Genomic DNA, 19,878 nt, shown 5'->3' on the forward strand with positions numbered 1-19,878 from the left:
GGCAACGGCACGGCGAGCCGCGAAACTGAAACATTTGTCCGCGCGCTGAAGCTTCCCGCAGCCATCCCAATCGTCATGGTGAACGAAAGCGGCGCCTCCATCTATTCGGCATCCGAAGTCGCGCGGGAGGAATTCCCCGCCCATGACGTCACCGTGCGCGGCGCCGTATCGATTGGCCGCCGCCTTATGGATCCACTGGCTGAACTCGTGAAGCTGGATCCGAAGTCGATCGGCGTGGGACAGTATCAGCACGATGTGGATCAGGGCGGCTTGAAGCGGAGTCTCGACGACGTGGTGATGAGTTGTGTGAACGGCGTGGGCGTGGAGCTAAACACGGCCAGCAAGCAATTGCTCAGCTATGTGTCGGGTCTTGGCCCGGCCTTGGCGGCGGGCATTGTTGCCTATCGCAATGAGAACGGGCCCTTCCGATCCCGCGCCGAACTGCGCAATGTGCCGCGACTTGGGCCGAAGGCGTTTGAACAAGCCGCTGGATTTCTGCGCATTCACGACGGCGAGCACCCGCTCGATGCCAGCGCTGTGCATCCCGAGAGTTACCTGATCGTTGATACCATGGCGCGCGATCTGAATTGCTCGGTTCGCGATCTACTCACGAACGCCGCCCTCCGTCAAAAAATTCAATTGCAGAAATATGCATCCGAGACCGTCGGCCTGCCCACGTTGAATGACATTATGGCGGAGCTGGCGAAACCCGGGCGGGATCCGCGGCACCAGTTCGAAGTGTTCGCCTTTCAATCGGGCGTTGAGAAAATGGAGGATCTCAAACCCGGAATGAAGCTGCCCGGCATCGTCACCAATGTCACGGCGTTCGGCGCGTTTGTGGACATTGGTGTCCATCAGGACGGTCTTGTGCACGTGAGCCAGCTTGCCGATCGCTTCGTCAAGGATCCTGCCGAAGTCGTTAAAGTGCATCAAAAGGTCGCCGTGACCGTCACGGAAGTCGACCTGCCACGAAAGCGGATTGCGCTGTCGATGAAGGCTGCGCCTCAGTTAGGACCGGCACCGGCGGGACGCACAACGCCAGGTCAGCCCGCGCCGAGGATGCCAGCGAAGCCCGCTAAAGCGCAGTCGGTCGATTGGTTTACGGAAGCTTTGAATCGCAGCAAAGGAAGCCAATAGCCAGTCATTGCTGCATGCGCTGGATGTAATCCCGGATGAGCCGCGAATGCTCCTCTTTGATCCCGGCAAAATTTGGATCGTCAGCAAGATTCCTGAGCTCGTGCGGGTCGGCTGTTTCATCGAACAACATCGCGCCTCCGCCGCCGCCCTGAAACTCCGCATACCGATACTTGGGGGTTCGAACGGATACTCCATGGAACGTCCTCCCGTCTTCGCTCCACACGGTGAATGCAGGATGATTCCATTCCGCACTCGGGTTCTCCAGTAGCGACGCCAGGCTGCGGCCGTCAACCGTCGACGGGACGTCCAGACCGCAGAGTTCGGCGAGCGTAGGGTAAATATCAATGGCTTCAACAATGCGCTGCGATGCCTTCCCGTTTCCTTTTGCACGCGGCGCGGCAATTATCAGCGGCGAACGCGTGCCTTGCTCAAAGAGTGACCCCGCCTTTGACCATTTGCCTTTCTCGCCGAGCTGGTACCCGTGGTCGCCCCAGAACACCACAATTGTGCGATCCCGCAAACCGAGGCGATCAAGTTCGTCCAGCACCCGGCCCACGTTCCAGTCCATCCATGAAGTTGACGCCACGTAGGCCTGGATCATCTGGCGCGCCTCCGCGGGTGAGGCCTCGCGACCCATGAAAAGGTCTGCGTTCCGCTGGCGAATGGCTGCCCGCGGAAATCCCTCAGGCACCGTTGGCCGCGTCGCGAAATCCGGCGGCAGTTCAATCTGGTTCGTCGGATACAACTCGTAGAATCGCCTGGGCGCAGAAGGCGGGCTGTGTGGCTTCACAAACCCGCAGCCCAGGAAGAACGGCTTGTTCGTGTGATCCCGCAGGAACTGAATCGCGCGGTCGGCTGTGCGGTAATCTCCATGCGATTCTCCGTCGCCCTCCAGCACGATCCATCGATCCGAATTGCGCGCGCGCCTCTGCCCCACGCTTTCTGGAATGGAGCGATCCTGGATGAACATTATGTCCTGCGCAGGGTTGGGCAGGAGTCGGGCGTCGTCGCTGATTCTCTGCGGGTCGCCGCCTTCCGTCCAGGACTTGAGGTCATCCATGCCTCCATGAAAAATTTTCCCGGCGCGGAGTGCTGCGAATCGGTTTTCCTTGAACAACTGCGGGAGCGTGACGATGCCGGGGTGCAAGGTCCGGAAATCGGCGCGGTTTCCCAGGACGCCGGTGCGGCTCGGATGGCGTCCAGTGAGCATCGATGCCCGTGAAGGATTGCACAGGGGGAACTGGCAATAGGCCCTATCAAACCGCACGCCACGGGCAGCCAGCCTGTCAATGTTGGGAGTTTTAGCGAGCGAACTGCCATAGCACGATAACTCCGTTCGCAGGTCATCAGAGATCAGGAACAACACGTTCGGCGGGTTCGTCGCTGCGGGAAGCGTACCGCTGCAAAGTGCGGCCAAGGTGGCGAGCAACGACAGCAAAACGTTGGATCTCATAACGGGATTCGGTCAGTCGCAGGGAACCGTCCTGGGCGCAGCCCAGGCGCGAAGGGCGGCGACGGATTCCGCCATGACGACAGACAACGGCCTGGTTTGTTGAAGTTCGTTGATGAGGTCCTGCTGCTCCAACGTTCGGCCATTCGCGTGCGCCGCATACATTGCCGACACAACCGCCTGCTCAATCTCAGAACCGGAAAATCCTTCTGCTGCGGAAGCCAGAGCCGCGACATCAAAATCGCCGGCCCCGCACTTTCGTTTGCGCAGATGAATCTCGAAGATCTCGCGACGGTTCGCGTCACTCGGCAGGTCCACGAAAAAGATTTCGTCGAAGCGTCCCTTCCGCACGAGTTCGGGCGGCAGCCGCGTGATGTCGTTGGCGGTCGCAACGAGGAACACGGACTTCTTCTTCTCTGCCATCCACGTCAGCAGTGTTCCCAGCACGCGGCGCGACACGCCGTCATCATCGCTGTCGGTTGCGATCCCCTTTTCAATTTCGTCCATCCACAGGACGCAAGGGGCCATGACCTCTGCCATATCAAGTGCCTTGCGCAGGTTGCGTTCGGTTTCGCCGTAATACTTGTTGTAGAGCACGCCAAAATCGAGGCGGAGAAGCGGGGCGCCAAGAATTCCCGCGATCGCCTTTGCAGCGAGACTTTTTCCGCAGCCTTGCACACCCAGCAGGAGAACGCCGCGAGGCGGGTCGAGAACGTCGTTCTCGCCATGAAAAAAGCTCTTTCGCGCGTCGATCCAGTTGCTCAGGCGCTTCAGGCCTCCGACTTCATTGCGTCCGACGTTGTCGTGTTCGAATGCCAAAAGTCCGTCGTGACTTAGCAGTTCGTATTTCGCGCGCGCGACGGCCGGAAGATCCGATTCAGAGATAGCGCCGTCGTCCTCGATTGCCTTGCGGGCAATGCGCCGCGCGTCGCTCGCGCTCAGGCCGGCGAGGTTTCGTATCAGCAGGTCGAGCGCTTTGTTCGTCGTCTGCACTTCGCGGCGTCCATTCGCCGCGCCCCATTCCGCCGCCACATCCAGGACAATTGCCCGCAGTTCGTCCGTCGTCGGAAGCGGCAGCTTGAATGTCGCTGTGTAGGGACGCAGTTCTTCCGGTGTTCGCAACGTGTGACCCACCAGCATGACCGTGCAATAATGCTTGGTGTAATTTAGCGCGATGTCCTTGAGCTGCCGCACGTGCAGGTTATCATCCATGAAGGGATGAAAATCGAGCAGGACGAACAGGCTGTGCGACGCGTCGGCGCGGATGAAGGCCAGGAGTTCGTTTGAACGGCGCACTGATTCACGGGGTTGATCGCAAGGTTCGAATGCCTGCAATCCATCCGACACTGTCCAGCGATATGCCTTCAACTGCAGCCGCTGGCCGATTCGGCGAACCAGCCGGACCACCTCAGGTTCTTCATTGCTTTCAATGGCGATCAGGGGGACTCGAGAGCGAATCACAGCCTCCAGATCCTGCAGCGGACTTTCTGTCAGAGGAGCTTCAAGCCGGGAGAATCGAGGAGTCGAAAAGCTCATGATGCACGTCCAGAAGTCGTGCTAAAGCGGAGCATGTTCAAGCAAAATCTGCCGTCCAGCCGAAAGTTCCGCGCCGCGTTCCGAGGCAACCCTCCTCAAAGCGGCGAGAACCTGAAGTAGTCGGCGTCCGCAAATCCCTGGCCCCCTGCGTTTCGCCGCAGACAATACAAGCCGATCTTCGCGCCGATCCAATAGCCCTTCGTTGCAGCAAACGATCCAGGAACGGGCGTGAACCGGGCACCATCCTCGGAATACTCAAATCGAGTCATTCCGGTCGATGAAACACAGGCGCGCAAGTGGAGGCGGCTCGGCGAGTTGGCGCTGAGAATGGTGTCAGTGTCGTTGACACGGAAGACAAACTGGGTGCCCCCCGGCATCGCGCGAAGGGCTATTGCGGCGCTCGTCTTGCCGATGATTGCCAGTCCCGCTTCGGTGCCGTCCTCCGCATCGAGTTCGATGACTGTGTCGGCAGTAAAACATTCCGCGGGAAACTTTTGCAGCAGCAGGTTGGGCAATCGCAGAAGATTGCCATCCGTGCTGAATTGCGCGATCAGCCGGAGCCATCCTGGACGGACGGTCAGATCCGCCCATGCGTCGTCATGATTTGCATGCCATTGCCATTGCAGTCCTGGACGGGGTGCGTCGAATTCATCGGATGTCTCAGGTGCTGTTCTGGGCCCTCGATGTGCGACGTTCGGTTTTGCGTGCACAGCCACGGGTTCGCCGACGCCATTACCGTCGAAATCCTTTCCTGCAAGCGGCCAGCCGTCATTCCACCTCACAGGCTGCAAGTGGACAATCCGTCCGTAGACGCCTGCGTCCTGAAAGTGCATGAACCACCAGTCGCCGACCGGGAGATCGATGAGAGCGCCCTGATGCGGGCCATTGACGCCCGTGCTGCCGGTTTCCAGGATGACGCGTTCCTCGTAAGGCCCGTAAACAGCTTTTGATCGCAACGCAAGTTGCCAGCCCGTTTCCACTCCGCCCGCTGGCGCGAGTATGTAATACCATCCGTCCTTCTTGAGAAATTTTGGTCCTTCGACCGTAGGATGGCGCTCGGGTGCGTGAAAGACGATCTGACCTTCGCCCAGCAACCGCGAGGCGTCAGGTGCCATCGGACGCACGCGCAGCATGTGTTTGATGCCTGCACGCGAACCCGCATATGCGTGCACCAGATATGCCGAGCCATCGTCATCCCAGAGCGGACAAGGATCGATCAATCCCTTGCCTTCCTGCACGAGCCGGGGTTCGGACCACGGTCCGCGCGGATCTTTCGCAGTGACAACGAAAATCCCCTCGTCGGGTGTCGGGAAGAAAACCCAAAATTTTTCCGCGTGAAAGCGGATCGCAGGCGCCCAGATTCCGCATCCGTGCTGAACCTCGCGATAGCGCTCGTGCGGCAGATTTTTCAACGCGTGGCCGATGAGCGTCCAGTTGACGAGGTCGCGCGAATGAAGGATTGGCAGCGCGGGCGTGCAGTTGAAACTCGACGCTACCAGGTAAAAGTCATCGCCGCGGCGGACAACATCGGGATCAGAATAATCCGCGCACAGCACGGGATTGCGGTAAGTGCCGTCACCCTGGTCTGGAAACCAGGGATGATGGATCGCCACATCGGCGATCGGCCGCGAGCGCTCGGTCGTCAGGTTCATGTGGACGATTTGCCGCCGATTCGCGGCACGAGCAGGTGGAGAATGGTCAGGGAAAGCAGGTACATGATTGAGGCCGCGGCAAAGATGGATGCGTAGCTGCCCGTTTTCTTCAGGATCACGCCAATGAGCTCGGCCACAAATGCTCCCGTCAGGAATGCTACAAAGCCTCCCAGGCCGACGACCGAGCTGATTGCCTTCTTCGGCATGGTGTCTGAAACAAAGCTGAAGAGATTGGCGGACCAGCCCTGATGCGCGGAACCTGCGATGCCAACGATGATGACGGTCAGCCAGATGCTGGGCACGTGCGGCGCGAGGAAAATGGGCAGCACCGAAAGGGCGCACGCCAGCAGCGAAATTTTGCGCGCCGCATTGATTGTCCAGCCGCGTGTCAGGAGCCGCCCGGATAGCCACCCTCCCGCAATGCCGCCGAAGGAAGCGATCAGGTAAAAGACGGCGGTCCAGTTGCCGACTTGGACGAGCGGCAAATCATATTTCTTCTGCAGGAAATCGGGCAAAAAGAACATGTAGATGCCCCACACCGGGCCAGCGAGAATGCTGGCAGCGAGATAGGCCCAGACGGCGCGATATCCCAGCAGTGAGAGCCAGGGAACCGATTCCTTCTTTTCGATTGTTTGCGGCTGGCCCGATCGGATGTAATCCCGTTCTCCCTCTGAAAGGCGGCGATGCTTTTCAGGATTGTCGTAAAGCCACCACCAGGCAATCAGCCAGAAGATCCCGAGCGCACCCGTTACGTAAAATGTCATGGGCCAGCCCCACGCTTTGTACATCCACGGAACCGCAATCGGGCAGATGATTGCGCCAACGTTCGTTCCCGCATTGAACAGGCCCGTCGCAAGTGCGCGTTCCTTGACGGGAAACCATTCGGCAACGGTTTTGATCGCGCCCGGAAAATTTCCGCCTTCCGCGAGGCCGAGGGCGACGCGCGCCGCCATGAACCCAAACACGGTTCCCGGAATCGTCCAGGAAATGCTCGTCCATGGGATGGAAATGGGAACATTTGCGTCGAGCGGGATATAGGTGCAGAGCCCGTGGGCCGCAGCAGCCAGGCTCCAGAAGAGCACCGCCAGCGGCAAGCCGCGCTTGACGCCCATCCAATCCATGAAGCGTCCGCCAAGAAGATAACCGAATGCGTAGGCCAGTTGAAACCCCGAGGCGATATGTGCGTAATCCGTTTCGCCCCATCCGAGCTCATCGCTGAGCGGCTTCTTGAGGATGCCGATGATGTTGCGATCGATGTAATTGATCGCCACCGATGCAAAGAGGAGGCCGCAGATGGCCCATCGGAAATGTCCCGGGCTTTTCGCTGTTCCGGGTGCGGCAGTGTGCTGGGAAGGCGCGGCTTGCATTTCAGCGGATCACTGCCGCGTCTTTTGACACGGCAGGGCCTGTGCGGACCTTTTCGCGGGCATGGGTGAGATCGCAGTTCTCGAGCACGACGTCGCGCGAGGCGGCACCTTCGAGTTGCAGGAACAAGGGTGAATCCCTGGGCGCAGCAGTCTGTTGTATCCGAATGCCCGAGACATTCGTGAGCGAGAAAACCGCGCCGGCCTTTGGGGTGACCTGGACATTCGTGAACACCAATCCCCTGGCGTGATGCGCGACGACGCCCTTTGTGGAATGGATGTTCATGTTTTCGAAACGGATGTTTTCAACCGGGGAGTCGTCGAGTCCTGAAATCACGATGGCGGTCGGTACGCCGTCGCCCGTTACGTTGCTGATGACCATGTTCCTGAACAGCGGGGGCTTTTCATTGGCGGCCTGCTTGCGGTCCGAACTGTAATCCATGTTCATTATCACGACCTCGCGTTGCATGTTCCGCACCTTGAGATCGCGGGCAAACACGTTCTCCACGATGCCGCCGCGACCGCGGCGCGACTTGATGCGGATGGCGCGGTCGGTGCCATCGAACTCGCAGTCGTACATGAAGACGTTCCGCACTCCGCCTGACATTTCGCTGCCGATCACAAGCCCGCCGTGGCCGCGCTTGCTGTAGCAGCGCCGCATCACCACGTTTTCCGTGGGGCGATTCACGCGCCAGCCGTCCTCGTTGTAGCCGGATTTCAGAACCACGCAATCGTCACCCGTGCTGAAGGTGCAATCCTCGATCAACATGTCCACGCACGAATCGGGATCGACCCCATCGTTGTTCGGCCCATCGGTTTCCACACACACGCGGCGAATCGTCGTGTTCAGGCAGTAGATTGGATGAATGGTCCAGTTGGGGCCGCTGCCGATCGTGAAGTCCTCAAGCAGGATGTTGGTGCAGTCAACGAAGCTGACGAAACTCGGGCGGATCGCGGCTTCGGCCGTTCCAAAAACACGCTGTTCCACGGGCACGCCCTGTGCGCCCATGTCAAAAAATTGCTTTGTTTCCCGCGTCTTCCAATCCCACCACACGCGGGCATTGCCATTCAGCCGTCCTTTTCCTGTAATCGCGATGTTCGTGCAACCCCGCGCGTAGACGAGCGGCGAATAGTTGTAGAGTTCAATCCCGCCCACGCGCACAAACACGACTGGCAGGTAGTCCTCGATGCGGTCGCTGAAAATCACTTCGGCGCCTTCACTCAGATGCAATTCCACATTGCTCCGAAGGTGAATTGGGCCCGTGAGGAATTTGCCGGCCGGCACAACGACGCGCCCGCCTCCCGCTTCAAAGCAGGCCCGTATGGCAGCAGCAAACGATTTCCCGCAGTTCGTTTTCGCACCTGCAATCGCCCCAAAATCCATGATGGAGACCGTGTGCTTCGGAAACGTCGGTGGCACAATGCGTTCGAGAATCCGCGGCAAGCCGGCCCATCCGCCACCCGTCGGCGATTGGTTCTGCGCCTGCAGTCGAACCGCGGCGGCCATAAGCGTCAGGAAGACAATCAACAGCGGGCGTGCCATGGGACGCAGAGTAGACACGATCGATGGCTGAGGAAACCGCCACTTCTGCAAAGCACATTGAAAAATCGGCCGCCTCACGCCTTTCCAGCCAATGGCCGCCGGAGTGCCGTGTTCTTTCGATGGGGGTCAAAACGGCAGTTCGGGCTCAGCCTTGTCAGAAGAAATCCCTGCATCCATGATTCCGGCAAGGAACTTGCATCCCAAGGAACCGAACATGAAAATCACGAATTGTATAAAAATTGGATTTGCTGCCTCCGCTTTGCTTGTTTTTGCCGGCTGCGTGAGCAACTCCGAACCCGGGCTGACATCGAACTCATTTGCCGTTCGGACCGCCACTCTGGGAATCGGTGGGAATAACTGCGGCGGATTTAACGGAACCAGCGGCTCCACCGCGTGTGTCGGGCCTTACACAGGATTCGCAATCATCACGAACTCGGCTTCCGGGACGATCTGGTTCACGGCGCCCGCGGGAGCTACCAACTGCGTTGTCACGGATTCCTCCGGTTTTGCGTCCCCCTACGTTTCCGTCGTGAAAGCCGTCCGCCGCAGCAATCTCATGTCGTGGTGTGGAACCAACTCCGTGAGTTTCCCGGCCAATGCAGGGCAGCAATACAAGTTCACGATTTTTCTCAAGAGCACGCCGCCGCCTCCGACGAACGGGCAGCCGCTGGTTCTCGAAGTAGACTGGAATCCTTGAAACCTCCTAGAAGCTGAATTGCAGCCGCGCGATGAATGTTCGCTCCCGGGGTAGATTGCCGGTAACCGTGAGCGAGTGCAGATGGTAGTTTTCGTCGGAGAGGTTGAGAACTCCCGCTGCAATGCTGGCACGGCGCTGCCAGAAGCGATACCCCCCAAGCACGTTGTAATGCCAGAAGTCGTCGCCAGGCTGGCTGGAGAGATCCGCCGAGTTTTGCTGGCGAAACCAGACTGCTTCAAAGCTGGAGAAAAGTCCTGACGCGTGGTTGAAGTTCGCGTGAAGGACCAGCTGATGCATCAGGCTTTCCGCGTCTTCGTGAGGAACAAAACCGCCGCTGAACTCGCCAGGCAGCAGGTGCCGCGTGTCAGGGCGCGTGGCCGTCAGATCAGACTGCGTTAGCCGGTACACAAGCCCTGCCGACCATTCGGTTCCGATCAGTTGATTGGCAGTAAACACCACTGCGCGTTCCCGAAAATCGATATTTTCACGCAGGCCGTATCCGTTCACCAGAACAAGCACATCGTCTTCTAAACCAAAGGGGTCCACGTAGATGCTGCCACGCCAGCGATCGACCTCGGAATAGAGTAATTCGCCCCGAAGGCCAAGGTAGGTTCCAGTTTTGAATTTCTGTTCGAGCGACAGTGCAAACGTGTCGTTCTCTCCTCCGGAAGTCCCGCCGCTTAGGGATTCAGGAATCAGGCTCCGAAACGCCTGGTTCAGCCCCGCGACTTGGGTGGGTTCGATGCGATGACTCTGATCCAGGCTCCCGCCGGTGAGCGAGCGAGTATAGGCGCCGCGCACGGTCGTTCCCGGCAGAGGCGTCCAAAGGAACCCGGCCTTTGGCGAGAGCTGATCCTCGGAATCTTCGCTTCCCCAGAAGGGCGGTGTAAAAAGAAAGCGTGGATACTTGATCCAGTCATACGTGAGACCCGCGGTCAGCTGAAGCGGCTCCGCAACCTGCCACGAATGATAGCCGTAAAGGCTGTAGCGATGGAATTCCGCACGCACATCCTGGTCGGCGAGTATCGCGCCGGGGGAAAAAACTGTACCCTCAATATCGAAGGCAAGTTGCTCGAGGCGAAAATCGGTGTGTTGAAACAGAGCGCCGAGCACCGTCTGATGATCGCCCATTTGGAAAATTTGCTGAACCTCAGCGCTGTACAGTTCCTGGCTGTTAGCTGCCGTTCCCCCGGCCGGCAATGCATGGACGCCGGTGATGCCACCGTCGACTACAGCAGTGACCAGTTGGGAACGATCCGGGAAGGCCACCGAATAATGGTCCACTTCACGTGTCAGGATCACCAATGTATGGTTCCCCGGACTCCACTCATGGTGATACCCAAGTTCCAGCGTTGGCTGGTGTGTTTCCCGTGAACGGCCCCGAACCCGCACATCGGGATCGTACGCCTCTGCGAGGTCGCCCGCATCGGTTTCCGAAATTCTGACATGGAACAGTAGATCGTCCTGCGCGGTAATCCGTTGCTTCAAAGAGAGGCCAAGGGCACGGGTCTCCTGGTCGTTGTTGTAACGCTGTCCCGGATCGATTTGGTAGTCTCCTTCCAGGCTGTAGTTGAAGGTGTCAAACGTCCCGTACTGCGCAAAGCTTTGCATCCACGCCCCGCGGCTCAGGTATTCCGTGCTCGAAACCAGGCCGATGCCCGTGCGATTGAACAGGCGCGAGTATTCACTTTGCGACACGGCAGGCGAGAGAGGCCCGGCGTCCACCGGGGCAAGAAGAGATGCCAGCCTGTATTCGGCAGATGCCGGCGTCTCAAAGCGGAGATCCCAGTGGTTGGGATCTCTCATCGATTCAAAGCTGTTGGCGAGGAAGAAATGCGCGGAATAGTTGGCGTAATCGTAGGCAACGGCGCGGTACGCTTCCCGCATTGCGACTTCCCCCATGCCCGCGTCTTCATAAATCCGGGCCAGGTTCGCACTGCGGACTGCGTGATCCTGCCGCAATAACAACTCCGAGCGAACGATGCTGCGGTTGTCGTTACGTTCCTGTGAACGTTCCAGTTCCCGAATCGCTTCGTTGATGCGGTTGTTGCGATGATGCACCAGCGCGGAATACAGATGCGGCGTGGGGTCGTTAGGATCCAATCCCGCGGCGAGTTGAAGCTCTCGTTCTGCGTGCGGAAAATCACCGATGGCTTCGTGAGCCTTGCCGAGATAGCTGCGCAATTCCGCGCGCTGCGGCTCCAGCGCCGCCGCGACCATCAGGTCTTCGCGGCCGCCAGTGACATCGCCGCGGCGAATCCGGGAAAGGCCGCGCCCGAGCCATGCATTGGCGAGCGCTGAATCAACAGCAATCGCGCGATCAAACGACGTCAATGCCTCATCAAAGCGGTTGTCGGCGGCCTCGAGGAACCCCTGGAGCGCGAGGGCCTGGGCGTTTCGCGGCGAAAGTTCAAGGCCTTTTGTCAGCGCTTCGCGAGCCTCTGCCAGGCGTCCAAAGCTGAACTCCAGTTCGGCGAGCCGGGTCCAGGCAAATCCCAGACCGGGCGACACTACAGCGGCCTGGCGCGCCAGCCTGCGGGCGCGCTCGAGGGACTCGCCGCGAAGGCCGCCCGATTGCGCGTGATAACTCGAGGCCAGAAGCTCCGAGGCGGTTTCAGGATTGGAAATTCCAGAATACGAATCCCGCCGAACGGAGTTGATCAACAGCCGCAGGGCAGCAGCGGATCGTTGTTCCGGAACTGCATCGGGCGCCACCGCGGCCAGCAGCGATTGCGCCTGCTCCACTTGTCCAACGGACAGCAGCAACGCCGCATGAAAAACCCGCCCGGCATTTGAGGCAGGCGCTCCATTGGTTGGATGCCGCGCGAGCGCATTGAGCAGGTCGCCTTGTTGATACGCCGCAAGCGAATCGGCAAGGGCTGCGCGTTCTGCATCCGCAAACGCCAGTTCAGCAGGATCAATGACGGCCGGATAATAAAAGGCCCACTGAAGCACGTGGTTCACGATGAAGCCGGCCGTTGGAGCAGGCGCGCGTCCTGGTTCAGCAACCGCCTGCTGCCCGTTGGTCAGGATCAGCGTCGCTTGTTCATTTCCAAACGTCACTGTTCCATCGATCACAGAAAGCGTCGTGCGGCCCAGACCATTCACCGCCATCACAAACTCAGTCCCTTCGATGCCCGCGCTGGCGCCCCGGGTGACAACGCGAATACGTCCCGGTTTGTCGCGGTGAAAGAAGGAAAGCACACCGCGGAAAAGTTCGAGGCCGGACTGCCCATCGCGCACCGGTAGGATTTCGAGCTCGGTGGACGCTCCGAATGGAATGACGCTTTCTCCACTCCAGCGCAGCGCCACCCTGCTGTTGGCGCTCGTCCTCAAGCGGTCGCCCGCCGAGAGAAGCTGGTTTGTCGCGCCCGGTGTCCACGTCGAAGTCCCCGCAGGCAGGACCTGCACGGTGCCCTGTAATTCTACAATCCGGATCTGCTCCGCTTGGGAACTTTGTCCCCATCCGCACAAGGTGCTGGCTTCAAAGAGCAATACAACGGCGACAATGCAGGTGATCTGGTGTGACAGTTTCACTTGGTGATTTCATTAACGTTTCCTGAAGGCGCCAGCCTGCTGGCCCATCCTCCTCGTCCGAGGCGGCGATACGAAATCACAAACGGAACCGGTTTACAATCGTAAACGTCCTGCGGAGAAGGTTTGCGAATCCAGTCAACGGGTATCTTGTTTCCGGCCGAACCCTTCCTGAACCGGGATCAATGCCGTCACTATAAACCCGGGCAGTGTCGCGATGAGCACCCACATGAAAAAACGGGGGTAGCCCAACAGGTCCTGCAGCCATCCGCTCCACATGCCTGGCAGCATCAAGCCAAGCGCCATGAACCCCGTGCAGATGGCGTAATGCGCAGTCTGATGCTGGCCGCGAGCAATATGGATCATGTAGAGCATGTACGCCGTGAAGCCGAAACCGTATCCGAATTGCTCGGCGGCGACGCACGCCGCGACCACGCCTGTGCTGGACGGCAGCGCGTATGCGAGATATACGAACAACGCGTTCGGAGCGTGCGTTGCAAATGCCATGGGCCAGAGACAGCGGCGCAACCCGAACCGTGAAACCACCCAGCCTCCCAACAGCCCGCCCGTCATGAGCGCGATGACGCCGCCCGTTCCATACACCATGCTGAATGCGCGGTTGCTCAAGCCCAGCCCGCCTGACTCGTTCGAATCAATCAGGAAGGCTTGCGCCATCGGCAGCAATTGTGCCTCGGCAAAGCGATACAAAAGAAGGAACGAGAGCAGGACACCTATTCGTCTCTTCCCGAAAAAACTGCGGAAGGTTTCAACGAAATCCCGCCAGAAACGCGTTGATCCTTCCCACGATCCCTCCCGATCGGCCGCCGACCGGGGAAGGATTGACCTGTGGTAAATGCCGAGGGCCGCAAAGAGGATTGCCAGACCTGCAAACGCAATCATCCACGCCGTTCGGACATTCCCGAGTTCAGCCTGCAGCGCGGCCACCAGGAAAATAAATGGGCCCTTCATTGAAAGGGTGGCGAGCCGGTATACGGCGTTGCGAACGCCCACAAAGAAGGATTGTTCCTGCTCCGACAGCGCCAGGATGTAAAATCCATCAGCTGCGATGTCGTGCGTGGCGGAGCTGAATGCCAGGAGAAAAAAGCAAACAATCGAGCCTGGCACAAACCACGATGCCGGCAGGAGGCACGCGAGCGCTCCCGCGGCCACGCTTAACAGGATCTGCGTTCTCCAAATCCAGAGGCGACGCGTCCGCAGGAGGTCCACGAGGGGGCTCCAAAGGGGTTTCAGAACCCAGGGCAGATAAAAAAGTCCCGTGTAAAAAGCCACTTTCGTGTTCGACACGCCGAGCGCCTTGTAGAGCAGGAGCGCCACCGTCGTGACCAGCGCATTGGGCAAACCTTCCGCAAGATAGAGCGTCGGAATCCACGCCCAGGGACGCCGATGCTGGCTAGGGTTTGTTTGGCTGGGCTGAAACACGACGCGTGTTTATCAGCAAATCTCCGCGCTCAGCAAGGGCGCAGGTGTGTCCGGCGTTCCCAACGGCTGCCGTGCGCAAAGTGATTGCACTGCGCTGCGGCTGCCGCTCAAATGCTGTGGTGATTGCAAAACGTGTCATACCATGCCTCGACGTCCACGATGGAAAAGTCACCCGTGGCGTGCAGTTTGGCAAAGCGGAATCGGGTGAACTGCGCAACGTCGGAGATCCTGTGGAACTCGCAATCCGCTACAATGAGCAGGGCGCCGATGAAATGGTTTTCTTTGACATCACCGCCAGCGCCCATGGCCGCAAGACGATGGTGGATGTCATCGAACGCGCCGCCGCCGAGTGTTTCATGCCGCTGACGGTCGGCGGCGGAATTAAATCGGTCGACGACATGTACGCGATGCTTCGCGCTGGCGCTGACAAGATCAGCATCAATTCCTCTGCACTCGTGGATCCGGAGTTGATCCGGCGCGGAGCGGAAAAGTTTGGCAGCCAGTGCATCGTGGTGTCGATCGATGCAAAGAGGATCGCGCCTGACCAGTGGCGGGTGTTCTCGCACGGCGGCCGAAAGGATACGGGACTGGAAGCCGTCGCATGGGCTCAGAATGCAGTGAAGCTCGGAGCTGGCGAAATCGTGTTGAATTCCATCGACGCTGATGGAACCAAGGCGGGGTTCGACCTGGTGATCACGCGCCGCGTCAGTGAAGCAGTCGGGGTTCCCGTGGTGGCGAGCGGGGGAGCTGGCAAACTGGAGCACATGGCGGAGGTGCTGCTCGAAGGCAAAGCAGACGCGGTCCTGGCCGCGAGCATCTTCCATTTTGGAACCTATACGGTCGCGGACGTAAAGCGGTTCCTTGCCGAAAAGAAAATCCCGGTTCGCTTCTGAGCCGCGCCGAACGCAGCACATCCATGAATACCACTCCTGACCTGGGTTCCCGACTCCTGCCGATCCTGCTCCTGGCGTGCTCGAACATCTTCATGACCTTCGCCTGGTACGGCCATTTAAAGTTCAAAGGCAAACCGCTCGCGCTGGTCATCCTGGTGAGCTGGGGAATTGCGTTTTTCGAATACGTCCTGATGGTTCCCGCCAATCGGTGGGGCCACTCGGTTTATTCCGCGACACAGCTCAAGATCCTGCAGGAGGTGATTACGATCGTTGTTTTTTGCGGCTTCGCGGTGCTGTACCTGCACGAAAAAATCCGCTGGAACCACATCGCCGCCTTTCTCTGCATCCTTGCGGCTGTCGCGTTCACATTCCTGCCAAAGAATCCGCAATAGGCGCAGGCCCGCGCGGCCCGCACCTGTGTCCGAAAACTCACGGACGCGCGATTTTTTTATCCCCTTTTTTTCCATCTTTTGGTAATCACGCGCATCCAGAGACGCCATGCCATCGAATCACTCTAAAGCCATCTTTGACGGGTTCGTGCCGCAGATTGGGGTCACGCCGCTTGCCGAACTGCTCTCCAACCTGCTCGGGGAGATAGCCGCATTGATGGAGGTGGAACGCGTCGGGTATTCGCGGATGGAACGCGATGGGTCGTCGATTCAGCAGGAGTTTCAATATTACCTTTCCCGCCGGCATTGTGACGCAGGTTCCCTGCTGCGGCTGTACGCCCGGGATTATCCCGGGTATTTCGCGGCATTGAACGCGCGTTCGAATGTCATCGTTTCGCACGATGTGATGTCGGACCCGCGGCTTGCAGAATTCCAGCAAACCTATTTCAAGCCACTGGGAATCACGTCCATGCTCGACGTCCCGGTTCACCGCGCCGGCCAGTTATACGGCGTCATCTGTCACGAGCATGTGGGTCCCCCGCGTCATTGGACCGACATGGAAGTGGAAGCGGCGCGCAGCTTTGCGCATCTCGTGGCGCTCGCCATTGAGACCGACCAGCGGCAGAAGATGGAAGCCGCCGTGCGGGATCGCGAGGCGCGGTATCGCGCCGCCATTGAACACACCCCCGCCGCGATCGTGGTGCTGAACGCAGCAACGGGAAAGTTTGTTGAAACCAATGACAACGCCGTCCGGCTGTTTGGCCTTTCGCGCGAGGAATTGCTGGACACAGGGCCCGCCGAACTCAGCCCGCCGAGGCAGGCCGATGGACGCCCAAGCAAGGATGTCGCACGCGAGAACATCGGGGCCGCAGTTAATGGCGAGACGCGGATTTTCGAATGGTTGCACCGTGACAGGTCGGGCAGGGACATCCCGTGCGAAATTCGCATCGCCCGGATGCCAGCCGAGGACGAGACCCTCGTGATCGCCGCGATCATGGACATCACCGAGCGCAAACGCGCCGAAGCCGAATTGCGAATGGCGCTGGAACAGGAACGCGAACTCAGCGAGCTGAAGACAAACTTTGTTAACGTGGTTTCACACGAGTTTCGGACTCCGCTCGGGGTCATTGTTTCGTCGGCTGAAATCCTTGAGCATTACTTTGAGCGGCTGCCGGGCGAGCAGCGCGCCGGCCATTTGCAGGACATCGGATTCGCAGCGCAGCAGATGGCGGGTTTGATGGATGAGGTGCTTCTGCTCGGCAGGGTCGATTCCGGACGCATGCAGTGCAATCCCGAACCGCTCGACATGGCGGGCTTTTGCCGACGGCTCGTCGACGAGCAGCTCTCTGCGACGCATCGCAAATGTCCCATCCAATTGACCGTTGAAGGATGCGCGAGTCAGGCGTCTGCTGATGAAGCCCTCCTGCGCCATGTCTTCAACAATCTACTGTCCAATGCGGTGAAATATTCGGCCGCTGGCAGTGTTGTGACGTTTGTGGTCAGGCGCGAGGAGCGGGACGCGGTGTTCGAAATTCAGGATCACGGGATCGGAATTCCCGCATCTGATCAGAAACGCCTGTTCGAGGCGTTTCATCGCGGGCAGAACGTTGGCGACATCGCGGGGACGGGCCTGGGCCTGGTGATTGCGAAAAGCTGTGTCGACCTGCACAGCGGCACGATTGCGATCTCCAGCGAACCCGGCAAAGGCACGCGCGTCACGGTTCGCCTGCCGCTCTTTCGCACGCGCCGCAGTGACACTCGCAATGGCGCGACAAAGACGAAACGACAGGCTGCCGCTTCCATGGATGCCATATGAACAGGATACTTGTCATCGAAGATCAGCCGCAGATGCGGAAGAATATCGTGACCATTCTGACCATGGAGAACTTCACGGTGTTGAGCGCGGAAAATGGCCGGCTGGGACTGGAGCTCGCGCGACGCGAGACGCCCGACCTGATCATCTGCGACGTCATGATGCCCGACCTGGACGGCTACGGAGTTCTCAAGGCATTGCGGGAGGAATCGGCGACCGCTGACATCCCCTTCATTTTTCTGACGGCGAAGAGCGAAAAGCTGGATATACGTGCCGGGATGAATTTCGGAGCGGACGATTACCTCACCAAGCCCGTAACACGCGATGATTTGCTCGCGGCGATCGCTGCGAGGCTCGAGCGGAGGCGATCGGTGGACGCGGCGCACAGCGGTCGCGGGTTCCAGCCCGATTTTTCCTCACCTGCACCGTTGAAGCGCCTCGGTTTGACCGAACGGGAATCAGAAGTGTTGTTATGGGTATCGCAGGGAAAGAGCAACGCTGAGATTGGAATCATTCTTGGCATGGCCGAGAAGACGGTAAAGAAGCACATGGGCAACATCTTCGAGAAGCTTGGCCTGGAAGGGCGCAACGCGGCGACCGTGCGCGCTCTGGAGGTGCTCAATTCACCTGCCCGCGTTCGGAACTAGGGGCCAGACGCGGGGCACAAGGATGATCGCGACCGCAAAGATCAACAGCGTCAGAGGTGTGCCGATCTTCAGAAAATCCGAGAACTTGTAACGTCCCGGCCCGTACACCATCAGGCACGAAGGTTCCAGGGGAGTCATAAACGAGCAACTGGCAGCCACTGTGATCATCATCGCAAATGTCCGCGGATTCAGATCAAGCTGAAGCGCGGTCTGAATTGCAATTGGAACAATCACCACTGCCGCAGCCTGGTTGGACATGGGTTGCGTGAGAAGGACGGTGAGCAGAAAGAATCCCGAGAGAAGCCAAAGCGGGTTCATGCTGCCCGCGCCGTTTACGATCAGCGTCGCGAGGTACTTGGCTGTGCCGGTTTCCGCCATGGCGACACCCACGGACAGCATTGCGCCGATCAGTATGACAGCCTTCCATTCCAGCTCCCGATATGCTTCGTCTGGCGTGACGCAGCGCGTGAGAAAGGCGAGCGCGGCGCCGGTCATGACTGCAACGGGCAGGCTCAGGATGTTGAAGGCGGCCGCCGCAAGGCTGGCGACGAAGATGGCCATCGCGACCGGCGCGCGTTTGCGCAGCGGGCGCTTGTCGGAGACCGCACTGATGACGCGGAAAAGGTTTTCGGTTTCCATCTCGGCGATGCGCGAGCGGCGTCCCTGGATCAACAGCGTGTCGCCCACACGCAGCGGGATGATGCTAATCTTCTGAAAAAGCGTCGTTCCATGGCGGTTGATCCCGAGCACTTGCAGGCCGTAGCGCTCGCGGAAACCAATCCCTTTCAAAGTGCGGCCAATCAACGGTGATCGTGCCAGAACCACGACTTCCACAAGCCCGGTGTCTTCGCTGCGAACGGTGGGGTCGGACAGTTTGACATCGGATTTGATTTCGATGCCCGTCACATCCTTGATCTTCAGGATCTCATCGCTCTGGCCTTCCACGAGCAGAACGTCATCGGCCTCGAGGCGCACGTCCGAACGCGGCACCTGGTAGTCGGCGCCTTTGCGCACAAGCCGCAGCACCGTCAGATCAAGGTCCTTGCCGAGGCCGGTTTCGGCGAGGGTTTTTCCCACGAGCGGCGACCCGGCGAGAACGATGATTTCAGTCAGATAAGGACGAATCCCGAGTTCCTCAACCTTCTCCCCGGCCGTGCGATGCTGCAGCCATTTGCGGCCAACGAAAAACGTGTAGGTCAGGCCGATCAATGCGATCGGGAGGCCAACCGGGGTTAGTTCGAACAGGCCGATGGGGGCCATGCGTTGCTGGACCATCAAGCCGCTTACGACGATGTTCGTCGATGTGCTGATCAGGGTGACGGAGCTGCTGAGAATGGACGCGAAGGCGAGGGGCAGCAAGACCTGGCTCGGATTGATCTGCGCGCGTTTGGCTATCCCGAGAACAACGGGAACAAAAAACGCCGTTGCCGCCGTGTTGCTCATGAACGCGCTGAACCCCGAAGTGGCAAGCATCACCACGATCAGCACGCGGTTAATCGACGTGCCGGTGAGCCGCAGGATGCGCGCACCCGCCCACTCAACGACTCCCGTTCGCCAGAGCGCTGCCGTCAGCAGGAGCAGGCCCAGGATCATGATCACGGTGTCGCTGCCAAACCCGGCGAATGCCTGGTCCGCCGGGAGCAACCCGGTGAACACCAGGGTCAGCATCAGGGAAAGAGCCACCACGTCGGGTTGCACCCAATCCGTGGAGAACAGAACCACGGCTACGACGATAAGGCCTAGCAACAGCCCGATTTCCAAGGTCATTGCGCCCCACATTGCC

14 protein-coding genes are annotated in these 19,878 nt (G+C 59.3%); 6 read left to right on the top strand and 8 right to left on the bottom strand.

Going from position 1 to position 19,878, the window contains the following annotated elements:
- On the top strand, positions 1-1,137 hold a 1,137-nt coding region (locus tag VEH04_01905), incomplete at its 5' end, for a helix-hairpin-helix domain-containing protein (protein ID HYG21506.1).
- A 4-nt stretch (positions 1,138-1,141) separates the two neighbouring features.
- Here VEH04_01905 and VEH04_01910 read toward each other — a convergent pair.
- From VEH04_01910 to VEH04_01930, 5 genes are all read right to left on the bottom strand, one after another.
- Positions 1,142-2,590 carry a sulfatase gene (locus VEH04_01910; GenBank protein HYG21507.1) on the bottom strand — a complete coding sequence of 483 codons (1,449 nt, stop codon included), beginning with the start codon at positions 2,588-2,590 and terminating at the stop codon, positions 1,142-1,144.
- A 12-nt stretch (positions 2,591-2,602) separates the two neighbouring features.
- On the bottom strand, positions 2,603-4,123 hold the full coding sequence (locus VEH04_01915; GenBank protein ID HYG21508.1) for an AAA family ATPase: 1,521 nt from the start codon (positions 4,121-4,123) through the stop codon (positions 2,603-2,605).
- Positions 4,124-4,218: 95 nt separating this feature from the next.
- Entirely contained in the window at positions 4,219-5,775 is a 1,557-nt protein-coding gene (locus tag VEH04_01920; protein ID HYG21509.1) for a glycoside hydrolase 43 family protein, read from the bottom strand.
- The gene (locus tag VEH04_01925) at positions 5,772-7,142 is read right to left on the bottom strand and encodes an MFS transporter (GenBank protein HYG21510.1); all 1,371 of its coding nucleotides are present in this window, start codon (positions 7,140-7,142) and stop codon (positions 5,772-5,774) included. The genes VEH04_01920 and VEH04_01925 overlap by 4 nt, the downstream gene beginning before the upstream one ends.
- A gap of 1 nt (position 7,143) precedes the next feature.
- The gene (locus tag VEH04_01930; GenBank protein HYG21511.1) at positions 7,144-8,682 is read right to left on the bottom strand and encodes a glycoside hydrolase family 28 protein; all 1,539 of its coding nucleotides are present in this window, start codon (positions 8,680-8,682) and stop codon (positions 7,144-7,146) included.
- Between the two features lie 214 nt (positions 8,683-8,896).
- On the opposite strand from VEH04_01930, the gene VEH04_01935 reads away from it, so the two are divergent.
- Positions 8,897-9,379: a hypothetical protein gene (locus tag VEH04_01935; protein ID HYG21512.1), complete on the top strand. Its 483-nt coding sequence runs from the start codon at positions 8,897-8,899 to the stop codon at positions 9,377-9,379.
- A 6-nt stretch (positions 9,380-9,385) separates the two neighbouring features.
- Here the strand turns inward: VEH04_01935 and VEH04_01940 are convergent, their stop codons facing one another.
- Both VEH04_01940 and VEH04_01945 read right to left on the bottom strand, forming a co-directional pair.
- A complete protein-coding gene (locus VEH04_01940; protein ID HYG21513.1) occupies positions 9,386-12,916 on the bottom strand; it encodes a TonB-dependent receptor in 3,531 nt (1,176 codons plus the stop codon).
- Between the two features lie 135 nt (positions 12,917-13,051).
- The gene (locus tag VEH04_01945; GenBank protein HYG21514.1) at positions 13,052-14,353 is read right to left on the bottom strand and encodes an MFS transporter; all 1,302 of its coding nucleotides are present in this window, start codon (positions 14,351-14,353) and stop codon (positions 13,052-13,054) included.
- Between the two features lie 119 nt (positions 14,354-14,472).
- Between VEH04_01945 and hisF the strand changes: the two genes are divergently transcribed.
- From hisF to VEH04_01965, 4 genes are all read left to right on the top strand, one after another.
- Positions 14,473-15,246 (top strand): imidazole glycerol phosphate synthase subunit HisF, encoded by a 774-nt coding sequence (gene hisF, locus VEH04_01950; GenBank protein ID HYG21515.1) that lies wholly within the window; start codon positions 14,473-14,475, stop codon positions 15,244-15,246.
- Positions 15,247-15,269: 23 nt separating this feature from the next.
- Positions 15,270-15,638, top strand: a complete 369-nt coding sequence (locus tag VEH04_01955) for a DMT family protein (protein HYG21516.1) — start codon at positions 15,270-15,272, stop codon at positions 15,636-15,638.
- A 106-nt stretch (positions 15,639-15,744) separates the two neighbouring features.
- Positions 15,745-17,451 (top strand): ATP-binding protein, encoded by a 1,707-nt coding sequence (locus tag VEH04_01960; GenBank protein ID HYG21517.1) that lies wholly within the window; start codon positions 15,745-15,747, stop codon positions 17,449-17,451.
- Positions 17,448-18,095: a response regulator transcription factor gene (locus VEH04_01965; protein ID HYG21518.1), complete on the top strand. Its 648-nt coding sequence runs from the start codon at positions 17,448-17,450 to the stop codon at positions 18,093-18,095. The genes VEH04_01960 and VEH04_01965 overlap by 4 nt, the downstream gene beginning before the upstream one ends.
- Here VEH04_01965 and VEH04_01970 read toward each other — a convergent pair.
- Entirely contained in the window at positions 18,072-19,862 is a 1,791-nt protein-coding gene (locus VEH04_01970) for an SLC13 family permease (protein HYG21519.1), read from the bottom strand. The two genes, VEH04_01965 and VEH04_01970, sit on opposite strands and share 24 nt — an antisense overlap.
- Positions 19,863-19,878: the final 16 nt, after the last annotated feature.

It is taken from the genome of Verrucomicrobiia bacterium (assembly GCA_035629175.1).
Lineage (GTDB): Bacteria > Verrucomicrobiota > Verrucomicrobiia > Limisphaerales > DASXHY01 > DASXHY01.

Excerpts from the sequence above, each read along its gene's own strand:
- VEH04_01935 (HYG21512.1), top strand. The coding sequence starts at position 8,897 with ATGAAAATCACGAATTGTATAAAAATTGGATTTGCTGCCTCCGCTTTG.
- VEH04_01970 (HYG21519.1), bottom strand. The coding sequence starts at position 19,862 with ATGACCTTGGAAATCGGGCTGTTGCTAGGCCTTATCGTCGTAGCCGTG.
- VEH04_01920 (HYG21509.1), bottom strand. The coding sequence starts at position 5,775 with ATGAACCTGACGACCGAGCGCTCGCGGCCGATCGCCGATGTGGCGATC.
- VEH04_01930 (HYG21511.1), bottom strand. The coding sequence starts at position 8,682 with ATGGCACGCCCGCTGTTGATTGTCTTCCTGACGCTTATGGCCGCCGCG.
- VEH04_01915 (HYG21508.1), bottom strand. The coding sequence starts at position 4,123 with ATGAGCTTTTCGACTCCTCGATTCTCCCGGCTTGAAGCTCCTCTGACA.
- VEH04_01960 (HYG21517.1), top strand. The coding sequence starts at position 15,745 with ATGCCATCGAATCACTCTAAAGCCATCTTTGACGGGTTCGTGCCGCAG.
- VEH04_01925 (HYG21510.1), bottom strand. The coding sequence starts at position 7,142 with ATGCAAGCCGCGCCTTCCCAGCACACTGCCGCACCCGGAACAGCGAAA.
- VEH04_01965 (HYG21518.1), top strand. The coding sequence starts at position 17,448 with ATGAACAGGATACTTGTCATCGAAGATCAGCCGCAGATGCGGAAGAAT.
- VEH04_01910 (HYG21507.1), bottom strand. The coding sequence starts at position 2,590 with ATGAGATCCAACGTTTTGCTGTCGTTGCTCGCCACCTTGGCCGCACTT.
- VEH04_01955 (HYG21516.1), top strand. The coding sequence starts at position 15,270 with ATGAATACCACTCCTGACCTGGGTTCCCGACTCCTGCCGATCCTGCTC.